This window comes from Adlercreutzia sp. ZJ473 (assembly GCF_013185065.1).
Classification (GTDB): domain Bacteria; phylum Actinomycetota; class Coriobacteriia; order Coriobacteriales; family Eggerthellaceae; genus CAAEEV01.
Genome location: NZ_JAAVTO010000070.1, coordinates 1 through 10,231, shown reverse-complemented (window position 1 = coordinate 10,231; position 10,231 = coordinate 1). Strand labels below are relative to the sequence as shown.

Annotated in this window: 9 protein-coding genes; 6 read left to right on the top strand and 3 right to left on the bottom strand. The window is 66.6% G+C overall.

Annotated features, from left to right (window positions below; all coding sequences use genetic code 11):
* Window positions 1-459 precede the first annotated feature (459 nt).
* The gene (locus HRL41_RS10855) at window positions 460-1,374 is read right to left on the bottom strand and encodes a LysR family transcriptional regulator (protein WP_172137044.1); all 915 of its coding nucleotides are present in this window, start codon (window positions 1,372-1,374) and stop codon (window positions 460-462) included.
* Window positions 1,375-1,589: 215 nt separating this feature from the next.
* Here HRL41_RS10855 and HRL41_RS10850 point away from each other — a divergent pair, with 215 nt between their 5' ends.
* The 4 genes from HRL41_RS10850 (at window position 1,590) to HRL41_RS10835 (ending at window position 6,364) form a co-directional block, all read left to right on the top strand.
* Window positions 1,590-4,166, top strand: a complete 2,577-nt coding sequence (locus tag HRL41_RS10850) for a molybdopterin-dependent oxidoreductase (protein ID WP_172137043.1) — start codon at window positions 1,590-1,592, stop codon at window positions 4,164-4,166.
* Window positions 4,159-4,581: a hypothetical protein gene (locus HRL41_RS10845; RefSeq protein ID WP_172137042.1), complete on the top strand. Its 423-nt coding sequence runs from the start codon at window positions 4,159-4,161 to the stop codon at window positions 4,579-4,581. Before HRL41_RS10850 ends, HRL41_RS10845 begins: the two co-directional genes overlap by 8 nt.
* Before the next feature lie 166 nt (window positions 4,582-4,747).
* Window positions 4,748-5,560 carry an EFR1 family ferrodoxin gene (locus HRL41_RS10840; protein WP_172137041.1) on the top strand — a complete coding sequence of 271 codons (813 nt, stop codon included), beginning with the start codon at window positions 4,748-4,750 and terminating at the stop codon, window positions 5,558-5,560.
* Window positions 5,561-5,596: 36 nt separating this feature from the next.
* Window positions 5,597-6,364 carry a 4Fe-4S binding protein gene (locus HRL41_RS10835; RefSeq protein WP_172137040.1) on the top strand — a complete coding sequence of 256 codons (768 nt, stop codon included), beginning with the start codon at window positions 5,597-5,599 and terminating at the stop codon, window positions 6,362-6,364.
* A gap of 34 nt (window positions 6,365-6,398) precedes the next feature.
* On the opposite strand, the gene HRL41_RS10830 is transcribed toward HRL41_RS10835, so the two are convergent.
* A complete protein-coding gene (locus HRL41_RS10830) occupies window positions 6,399-7,274 on the bottom strand; it encodes a patatin family protein (protein ID WP_172137039.1) in 876 nt (291 codons plus the stop codon).
* Window positions 7,275-7,277: 3 nt separating this feature from the next.
* Complete coding sequence (locus tag HRL41_RS10825; RefSeq protein ID WP_172137038.1) at window positions 7,278-7,718, bottom strand: Rrf2 family transcriptional regulator; 441 nt, start codon at window positions 7,716-7,718, stop codon at window positions 7,278-7,280.
* A gap of 395 nt (window positions 7,719-8,113) precedes the next feature.
* Between HRL41_RS10825 and HRL41_RS10820 the strand changes: the two genes are divergently transcribed.
* On the top strand, window positions 8,114-8,794 hold the full coding sequence (locus HRL41_RS10820) for a Flp pilus assembly protein CpaB (protein ID WP_172137037.1): 681 nt from the start codon (window positions 8,114-8,116) through the stop codon (window positions 8,792-8,794).
* A partial coding sequence (locus tag HRL41_RS10815) for a chromosome partitioning protein ParA (RefSeq protein ID WP_172137036.1) occupies window positions 8,794-10,231 on the top strand: 1,438 nt, incomplete at its 3' end. The genes HRL41_RS10820 and HRL41_RS10815, both read left to right, overlap by 1 nt.

Here is a 10,231-nt window from a genome sequence, read left to right as displayed (position 1 = left end):
TCGGAAGGGCGGCATGATGTCAATAGTGTAATATGTAGTTAGTTCTGGGCAGTGCTGCGTTTGCTCGGGCGGGCTAAAGCCCGCACCTCCCAAACGCAGTCATGACACCAACAATCGGTACACAACCTATTTTCATCCACGGTTTTGAAAAGCTGGATGGAAAACGCCCGTTATCGGCGATTCGAGCCCCGAAAACCACCGACAACAGCGCTTTCGCATCCACTTTCCCCTGGAAATCGCCGACAACGACCCTTTTTCATCCAAGATCACCTGAGGGGTGGATGAAAAAGCATCGTTGTCGGTAACGGCCATGCCGTGTCTTTTCCGCCCGGCGCCTGATCCCTGCGCGTCACCGTGCGCTTCGATGTCCGACTGCTGCTCAGGAGGACGAGGCGAGGCTGTTGTTGCCGCCTTCTCTCATTCGGTTGGTTCGGCGGGAGCTTCGCTCGCCTGCGCCGCTCAGAGCTTCGCGAGGAACTCCTCGAACTGGCGCAGGGCCGGGTTGCGGTTGGATGCGCTCGAGACGAAGCACGGGGTGATGAACTCCTCGATGCCGCTGACCTTCTTGAAGCAGCGGTTGTCCACCACGGCATAGGCCGGCTCCAGGCGCTCCTCGTCGTTGACGAGCATGACCTCCTTCGGGGAGATGTTGAGGATGCACTCCTCGTAGCTTCCCGGCCAGCATGAGCAGCTGATTTGGATGCCGAACTTCTCCGAGGCGGCGCGCGCCAGCGACTCGAGCGGCAGGTAGGCCACTGACGAGGGGATCAGAAACGAGCAGCCGTTCAGGCTGGCGACGCTGATCGACTCGCAAGCGCACAGCGGGTTGGACTGGTGCATCCAAAGGTAGAACTCCCCCGGGTCGATGTGGGGTAGGGGCGTCAGGCTCACGAGGGCGGACTGCTCGGCGTCAAGCTCCGCCGCCATGTTGGTGGCGGAGAATCCGCCGTCGACGCGCCCGGCCGCGAGGGCGTCGATCAACGTCGTGCCCTTGTGGCTCGTCCATTTGACGTCGATGCCGGGGTTCTCCTTCCTGAACAGCAGCACCAGGCGGTCGATCGCACGCCCGAACCCGTTGATGCGAATAGGCTGCTCGAAGGTGATGACCCCCGAGTTGTCGGACATCTGCCGGCAGGACGAGACGGCCTCGTCAAGGTCCTCGAGGATGCCCTTGACGTCAGTGCAGAACCGCTTGCCCGCCATGGTGAGCCTGACGGGCTGCTCGCGCACGACGAGCTTGAAGCCGAGCTCCTTCTCCAGGTTCGCGATATGGCTGCTCAGGGTCGGCTGCGCGAGGTTAAGGTGCAGCGCGGCCTTGCTGAAGTTCAGGTACCTGCTGAAGACGATGAATTCCCTCAGAGACTCAATGTTCATGGCATCCTCCCCCCTCGCCTATTTTAGCGAAAAACCCTTGGCGTGACCTTGGGCGCGAGACTCGCAATACCGCCTATTGCGAATCGTGATAGCGAGCAAACATCGCCTGTCCCTCCGCATCGCGCATCCCTATTTTTCCCACGGCCGCACGGTATCTAGACTTCTTCGTAAGACCTGGGAAAACCCAGGCGAAATGACGAGGAAGGGAGCCGAGAATGGCTAGCTCCGAGGAGAGGGTGACCTACAACCCGTGTCAGGGCTTCGGTTGCCATGAGCATTGCATCCTCGAGGTCCACTCAAGGGACGGCAAGATCGTGCGCACGCAGCGCGCGCCGCTGCCAAGCCCCGCGCCGGGACCGCGAATCTGCAGCAAGGGCATCATGAGCGCGAAGATACCCTACACGCACGACCGCCTGCTGAAGCCGCTCAAGCGCATAGGAGAGCGCGGAAGCGGCCAATGGGAGGAGATCAGCTGGGACCAGGCGTTCGAGGAGATCGGCGCCAAGCTGAACGCGATCACCGAGCAGTACGGCTCGCACGCCACCATCCTCAACACGTTCTGGTGCGGTGTGCCGGGCTGCGACCGCTCGACCAACTTTGACCTGGCCATGCGCTTCCTGAACTCGTTCGGCGCCACCAGGCTCGAGGGTCCCTCCATCGACATGAGCACCATCTTGGCCACGCTCACCGACCTCAACGGCATCATCTCGAACAACCGCTACCTGCTCAACGAGTGCAACGACCACATCATCATCTGGGCGTCCAACCCCATCGGGTTCACGCGTCCGGGCGAGACGTCGCATATGTTCATGGACGCGCGCGAGCGCGGCTGCAAGATCACGCACATCAGCAACCTCTTCGACGTAACGTCGGCCAAGGTCGACCACTGGGTGCCCGTCAAGTCGGGCACCGACGCGGCCCTGGCGCTGGCCATGGCCAAGACCATCATTGACGAGAACCTCCAGAACGACGAGGCGCTCGTGAAGCGCACGACCGCTGCCTACCTGGTGCGTGAGGACAACGGCCGCTACCTGCACGCCTCAGACGTCGTGGAGGGCGGCAACCCCGCCGAGTACGTGTACGTCGACGTTGACACCGGCGAGATCTGCTTCGCCGGCCGCCACGTGGCGAAGGCGGCCGTTGGCGCCATCGGCTCCTCGGTGGCGACCGACTCCATCGGCGCGACCTCCGGCGGCGTGGCAACCGAGGCCGAGCAGAGCGAGGAGGAGCGCCTGAAGGGCTACGCCGCGAGCGACGTCTATGGTGATCATACGCCTGACCTGCGCGCTTCCGTCGAGGTCAACGGCATTGCGTGCCGCACGGTGTTTCTGCTCCTCATCGACCACCTCGAGGGCTACACCCCCGAGTTCCAGGAGGGCGTCACCGGCGTCCCCGCCGAGACGTGCCGCGAGTTGGCGCGCGAGTACGCGACCGTGCCCACCACCATGTTCATCTACGACGGCCTGCGCTATGCCAACGCGACCCAGACCGCTCGCGCCATCTACCTGCTGGTGTACCTGACCGGCCAGATGGGCGCGAAGGGCGCGACGATCCTGCCCTCGCCGCTGGACTACTATCCCACCACGCAGCTGAACATCAACCCGCTGTGGTACCCGGACGAGAACATCCACCGCGCCGACCAGGTGCCGTGGGTCGACGTGATCGACAGCTTCGGCAACCCCGATGCGCCGCAGCAGTACAAGGCGCTCATCAACCCCTACGCGAATCCGATCCTGAACTGGCCGAACAAGGACATGTGGTACAACCAGGTGCTGCCCAACCTCGACCTGTTCGTGGCGGTCGACATCCGCATGTCGGACACGTGCAAGTACGCGGACTACGTGCTGCCCGAAACCACGACGTACGAGCGCTGGGAGGTGCTACCCGGCCCCAACGAGTGCATCATCATGTGCGAGCCGGCCATCGAGCCGGTTGGCGAGTCGCGCGACATCGCCCAGATCTTCGCCGGCCTGGCGAAGGCGACGGGCGTCGGCGACCTGTTCGGCGACAAGAGCCTGGAGTTCTGGGCCAAGTTCAAGATCTCGCTGCCCGGCACGAGCGGCCAGTACCTGCAGGCGCCCCTCACCGCCGAGGAGGATCCCGAGCACGCAGGCGAGCTGGCCGACGTCACCGTCGAGCGCTTGGAGAAGGCGAAGTTCCTGCACCTCGACGTGGCCGAAGAGCAGTTCGACAACTACCGCGGCATCGCCTTCGACACCCCGTCGGGCAAGGTGGAGTTCTACAACGAGAACTTCCTGCCGCTCGGCAAGGCGTTCGCCGACTTCGAGCCTGCCCTGGTCAACGACGAGGCCGCGCGCGAGAAGTATCCGCTGCAGTTCTATCCCGGACGCCACAAGTACTTCATGCAGAGCCAGTTCACCAACATCCCCGAGCTGGTCAGCCTGGCCACCGCCACGCAGAGCGGCCTGGCGCTGAACCCGGTGGAGGCCGCGGCGCGCGGCCTGAAGGACGGCGACGAGGTCGAGGTGGTCAACCAGCGCGGCGTGATCAAGACCACGCTGCGCTTGCGCGAGGACATCGCCCCCGGCATCGCTCATATGTGGTACAGCTTCAACGAGGACAAGTACCCTGGTTCCAGCTGCCCGCAGCATCTGATGGTGTCGCAGAACACCAGGGAGGTCCAAAGCGCTCAGATGGGTGCGATCACCACCGCCTTCGCCCAGACGATGGCGTCGTTCGGGGTGCCGCGCTCAGCTTCGTTCTTCGTGGAGAACGCCGCGCCGGAGATCATCTGGGATGCCCTGTGCGAAGTGAGGAAGGCTGGTGAGTAAGATGTCGAAGACCATTCTGGTTAACGTTGACCGCTGCCTGGGCTGCTGGACCTGCTCCTTGGCGTGCAAGGTAGCCTATGACCTGCCCGTCGACGAGCACCGCTTGTACGTGCGCACCATCGGCGGCGGCGGGGTGGACGTTCCCGCCGGCCAATGGCCGAACCTGTCCATGAAGTGGATGCCGGTCTACAAGACCAGCTGCATCGACTGCCGCGGCTGCAGCTCGACGGACGACATGCCGTACTGCGTGTACAACTGCACCACCGAGGCGCTGACGTACGGGGACCTGGACGACCCGGCAAGCCCCGCCGCCCGCGAGATGGCGCGGCTCAAGGACATGGGCTACCACGCCTACGAGCTGAGCGCCTGGGAGGGCACCAAGCCAGGCGTCGTGTACCTGGAGAAGGGCCTGTAAGGCAGGCGCTTGACGAGGGCCGGGGCGCCGGCCGATTGGCGGGCGCTGGCCGGCCGGCGAGCGCTGGGGCGCTGGCTGGCTGGTGACATGTGCCGCGGCCGGGGCGCCGGGGCGCTGGCGAGCGCCAAGGTGCCGCCCCGGCTCTCTGACTTTCGAGGAGGGTGGAATGATTCTCTACTTCAGCGCAACGGGGAACTCCCTCGCCGCTGCGCGCAGGATCGCGCGCGAGAACGGCGACCGCCTCTATGATTTGGGCGCGGGGCTCAAGGCGGGGCAGCGCAAGGTGGCCGTCAGGCAGGGGGAGGACCTGGGGTTCGTGTTCCCGGTGTACCGCTGGTCCACGCCGGCGGCGGTCGACCGCTTCGTGCGCGGCGTCACGTTCCTCACGCCTGACGGCGCGCCGTTCAAGCCCGGCTACTGCTACTGCGTCATCACCTACGGGTACTTCCCCGGTGACGAGGTGAGGTACTTCGCGCGGGAGCTCCGCGCGTCGTGCGGGATCGAGCTCGACGCGGCCTTTGCGGTGCCGAGCGTCGAGAACTGCATCTACGTGTCCAACCCTCCTGACAAGGCGCGCGCCGCGGCGAAGCTTGCGAAGGCGGAGCCTCGGATGGAGGAGGTCGCGCGCGCGGTGGCCGCACGGCGACGCGGGGCGCGTGCGCAGCGCAACCCCGTGGGCGTCCTGCTCTCCAAGGTGACGGGGACGCAGGACAAGCCGCGCTCGACCAAGCCGTTCAACGTGCTGGCGGATCGCTGCGTGGGCTGCGGGACCTGCGTCGAGGCATGCCCTACCAACAGCATCAGGCTCGAGGGAGGGCGACCGGCCTGGTCAGGTGACGCGTGCAGCGAGTGCTTGGCCTGCATTCACCGCTGCCCGCGCGAGGCGACGCAATACGGTAAGATATCGCTCAAGCGCAACCGCTACCTGCACCCGGAGCTTGCGCGTGAGGTCGGGGAGCCTACAGGCTCCCAAGTGTGAGGCGGGGGCCGCAGGCTCCTGGGAAGGATGGATTTCATGAAGTGCGTTCTCGTTCAGTTCAGCCCCACCGGCGGCACCGAGCGGGCGGCGTCGGCGTTGTGCGACGGGCTCGGCAGCGTGACGCAGCTCGTCGACTTGGCGGATCCCGCGTTCGCTCCCGTCGAGGTTGACGGGTCTGCCGAGATCGCCGTCATCGCGGTGCCGTCGTTCGGCGGCCGCGTGCCGGCGCTGGCGGCTGAGCGCCTTGCGAGCGTGCGCGCATCGGGGACGCCTTGCGTGCTGATGTGCGTGTACGGCAATCGGGCTTACGACGACACGCTGCTGGAGCTGTCCGACCTGGCCGTCGGCTGCGGCTTCGAGGCCGTGGCCGCCGTTTCCGCGATAGCCGAGCACTCCGTCGTGCGCGCCTTCGCAGCGGGGCGGCCCGACGCGACGGACGTGAAGGCCCTGCGCGCGTTCGCCGCCGAGATCGCGCGGAAGGTGGGGGCGGGCGAGCGCGGCATGGCGACGGCGCTGCCCGGCAGCCCGGCTTACGCGAAGAAGAAGGCAGGTGCGAGCGGCCCGTATCCCAAGGCGACTTCGAGCTGTACGAAGTGCGGCGTCTGCGCCGCGAAGTGCCCGGCGGGCGCCATCGACGCGGCTAATCCCAAGGCGCCGGACACCGCGAAGTGCGCTTCCTGCATGCGCTGCGTCAGCGTGTGCCCGAGCAACTCCCGCAAGGTGAGCGGGCTTCTGACGTTTGCTGTGAGCAAGGCCATCGGCAAGGCCTGCAAGGAGCGCAAGGAGTGCGAGCTGTTCCTGTAAGGCGTTTGCAGCTTGAGCGAGACGACGAAGCTCCCTACGCTTTGCGCGTGGAGGCGGCGTCGGCGTTCGCTCTTTCCACGAACCGCTCTATCGCCGCGCCGTCGGCGTATCCCTTGGCGTAGAGGCGCAGGATAGCCTCCCGGTCCTTCGTCAGCGTGTCCACCCCGCAGGTGTCGTCGGGTGCCACGATGAGCGCCCTCCCCTCGGCCTCGAGCTTCTTGGCGAAGGCGACCGAGGCGTTGTAGCGTGCGGCCCTGCTGCGCAGGCGCGCGGCGGCTTGTGGGTACGTGCGTTTGATCAGGCGCGCCACCTTCGCGTCCTTGCCAGGCGTGCGCTCCGTGTCCTTCGGCTTGGTGAGGAGCACCACCACTTTGTCGCAGCCGAGCTCGAGGGCCTTCTGCACGGGGACGGCGTCGCCTAAGGCCCCGTCGAAGTACCGTATGCCGTCTATCGGGTAGGGGCGGCAGGCGAAGGGCAGCGCGGAGGACGCCTTGAGGATGTCGTAGCCATCCTGGCTGAGGTATTCCTTGCCGAAGTAGCGCGGCTCTCCCGTGTGCGCGTTCGTTGCGACGACGTAGAGGTCCATCGGGTTCGCGCGCAGGGCGGGATAGTCAAGAGGGTTCTCGCCGTTCGAGTCGCTGAGCGTGCCGTACACGTAGTCAAGGTCGACGTAGGATCCCTTCCTGATGAAGTTGCCGAGGCTCATGTACTGCTTGCGCAGCGCGTACTCGGAGTAGAAGACCTTGTTTCTACCCTTCTGACCTGCGGTGAATGACGCCAGGTTCGCGCTTCCGGCCGACACGCCGATGCCCAGGTCGAATGCTATGCCACGATCCAGGCAGAAGTCCAGCACGCCGGCGGCGTAGATCCCCCTGAGCCCGCCGCCGACGTCAACGATTCCAGTTCTCATGTTCTAAGGTTGCACTACCTCTCGTTCTTGGATTCTCATGCGCATGTCGGTTATGCAGCCGGCAAGCGTCTTCTCTTCGAGCGCTCGCGCGAACGCCTCCTCCACGTTTGCGAAGGCGCTGGTCAACGTGGGTTTGATGTGACGTCCCACGATGCACTGGTCGCTCGGGTTCTGGTGAATGTCGATGAGGTGATAGGCGGGTCCCCCGCTGACGGCCTGGTAGATGCGCAGGAGGGGGAGCTGGTCGGGCGGAATTGCCAGCGCATAGCCTTCGACGCCCTGCCTGCTGCTCACGATGCCGGCTCTCTTGAGCGCTGCGAGGACCTTGCGGACGTAGCTGGCGTTGGTGCCCGCGCTGCGCGCCATCTGCTCCGAGCTCAGAGGCTTGGGTGACTCAGAGATGAGGATCAGAACGTGGATGGCGATCGAGAACTTCGTGTCCATGGCAGCGCCCGCTCCCTTCTGAGCTCGATGGCTTGCGAGACCTCTCTACTCGCGGGGTTATCTTAGCTTGTATCTACATCTGATACAAGTGGATTTCGGCAGCGTGCGCATGCAGGTACGGAGCGGGTGGACTGGCGGGTGCGTTTGGCGGGGGATTCATGTCAGATAGGCGCGACGAAGCGAGGGCTTTCGCGTTGGGAGGGCGCGGCTCGCGGCGGGCGTTCTTGCCAGGATGCGCCGCCTCTTCGGGGCGAAGCGCGGCGTGGGCGCATGACGTGCCGCGTCCGGGCGGGCGAAACGCCGTCTGATTTCCGGGGGAGATTCGCCAGGTTCCTTCCATGTATCTGCCAGACGGGCTCGTTACGCTGGGGCTCGACGGGAGAAGGCAGGTGCTTATGGCGAGGCGAAACAAATCGTTGGTAGCGGGGCTCATATGCGGCCTGTGCTGCGTGGCGTGCGTGGGCGTGTACGTGGCTCAGGTTGATGCGCAGGCCAGCGCCGTGCGCGCCGAGGCGCTTTCGCGCTACGGCGGCGACCAGCTCGAGGTGTGCGTGGCGCGGCGGGACGTTTCCGCAGGCGAGGTGCTTGACGATGCGTCAGTCGAGACCAAGATGTGGGTGGCGGCGCTGCTTCCAGAGGGTGCGCTGACGAGCAAGGTCGAGGCGGTCGGCAAGCAGGTGGGCTCGAGCATCCTGGCGGGCGAGGTGATATCGAGCAAGCGGTTCGAGGCCGCGGACTCCATGATCGAGGTGCCCGACGGCCTTTCTGCGGTGAGCGTCCCGGCGCGCGAGGTGCAGGCGGTCGGCGGCGCGCTGGTGCCCGGCATGCGGGCTGACGTGTACGCGGTGGGGTCGACCTCCACGTCGAAGCTGGTCGCGGGCGCGCTCGTCATCGCGACGAGCGCCTCTGAGGCGGGGCTCTCGTCGGGGTCGACGGCGTGGGTGACGCTCGCCGTTCCCCCTTCCGCAGTTGAGGAGCTGGTCTCGGCTGCCCAGAACTTGGAGCTGTACTTCGTGCTGCCCACGGCAGCTCCCGACGGGGGATCCGCCGGCAAGGGCGGCGGAAAGGGGGCGTGATGGGACGGATCGTGCTGTGCGCCGACTCGGAGAGCCTGCGGCATCCCGAGCTCATGGGGCTTGACGGCGAGAACGTGGAGGCGCTCCCCTGGCTCGAGTGCTTCGCGAGCGCCGAGGAGGCGCGCCGCTTTGCGCGAGGGGCGAAGGGCGTCGACGAGGTGTGGGTCGTCTCGTCAGACGACATGGAGGGCATCAACGTCGCGGCGGCGATAAGGGAGGACGATCCCGAGAGGGACGTGTACCTGGTGCTCTTCGAGGCGTCGGGGTCGGCCTTGAGCCGCGCGCAGGCTGCGCGCGTGACGGGCACGCTCACCAGGCAGACGCTCGCGCAGCGCTTCGCGCTCGCGCAGCGCTTCGCGCTCGCGAAGCGCGGGCATGCGCGGCGCTTGCCCGCAGGTGCGGGAGGGTCTGCTGATGCGGCGGGAGCGACCGCGGCGCCAGGGGCGAGCTCGGAGGCGTCGGGGGCGATCGCGGCTCCAGGGGCGAGTGCGGGGACAATGGCTGAGGCGGCGGGTGCGGCGGCGATGGCGGGGACGGCGGCGAGCGTGGACGCCGTGCTGCATCCGGACGCAGCGGCGGGCGTGGAGGCGGGCGTCGTCCCCGCTGCTCCTGCAAGCACTTCTGCTGAGCGCAGCGCGTTCGTGCTCACGGTGGTGAGCGGCAGCGGCGGTGCGGGAAAGAGCTCGGTGGCGACGTTGGCCGCCTTCCTCGCGTGCGAGCGCGGCCTGCGCACCCTGCTGCTCGACGGCGACCTGCAGTTCGGCGACCTGCATCACCTAGCGGGACTTGAGCCTGCCGCCACGCTTGACGAGCTGATCACGCAGGACGGCGCCGAGGCGTGCCTCGGCGCCGAAGGGCAGGAGGAGCTGGTGCTCGTGGGCGCCCCGCAGCGGCTCGAGCAGGCCGACGCGGTGGCGCGCGAGCTGCCCGCGCTTCTGTCGAAGCTCGCGCGCAGCTTCGACGTCATCGTGGTGAACACAGGCGCGAGCTGGGCTGACTATCACGTGGTGTTGCTGGAGCAGAGCTCGTGCGCGCTGTTTCTGGTGGATCAGCGCGCCTCGTCGGTGCGGGCGTGCCAGCATGCGCTCGAGCTGTGCGTGCGGTGCGGCATCGCGACGGGCTCGTTCGCCTACGTGCTGAACCGTTGCGGCAAGGGGGCGCCCTTCACCTCGATCGACGTGTCCTGCGCGCTGCAGGGGGCGCATGTGGCCGAGCTCGCGGAGGGCGGGCACGTCGTCGAGGAGCTGCTGGGCGCGGGGTATCCTTCCGAGCTCGTGGCCTTGGCGAACCCCTTCTGCGCCAGCGTCGAGCGCCTGCTCGACGAGCTGCTTCCCGAGGGAGCGGCGGCCCGGGGGCGCTCGCGGGGCGCGGCGCGCGGGCAGCGTGCGGGGCGGGGCGGGATGCTCGCGCGTCGCTCGCGTCGGCGCGCACGCGAGG

Coding starts and splice junctions, on each gene's coding strand:
- HRL41_RS10820 (WP_172137037.1), top strand. CDS start 8,114: ATGGCGAGGCGAAACAAATCGTTGGTAGCGGGGCTCATATGCGGCCTG.
- HRL41_RS10830 (WP_172137039.1), bottom strand. CDS start 7,274: ATGAGAACTGGAATCGTTGACGTCGGCGGCGGGCTCAGGGGGATCTAC.
- HRL41_RS10855 (WP_172137044.1), bottom strand. CDS start 1,374: ATGAACATTGAGTCTCTGAGGGAATTCATCGTCTTCAGCAGGTACCTG.
- HRL41_RS10850 (WP_172137043.1), top strand. CDS start 1,590: ATGGCTAGCTCCGAGGAGAGGGTGACCTACAACCCGTGTCAGGGCTTC.
- HRL41_RS10835 (WP_172137040.1), top strand. CDS start 5,597: ATGAAGTGCGTTCTCGTTCAGTTCAGCCCCACCGGCGGCACCGAGCGG.
- HRL41_RS10825 (WP_172137038.1), bottom strand. CDS start 7,718: ATGGACACGAAGTTCTCGATCGCCATCCACGTTCTGATCCTCATCTCT.
- HRL41_RS10840 (WP_172137041.1), top strand. CDS start 4,748: ATGATTCTCTACTTCAGCGCAACGGGGAACTCCCTCGCCGCTGCGCGC.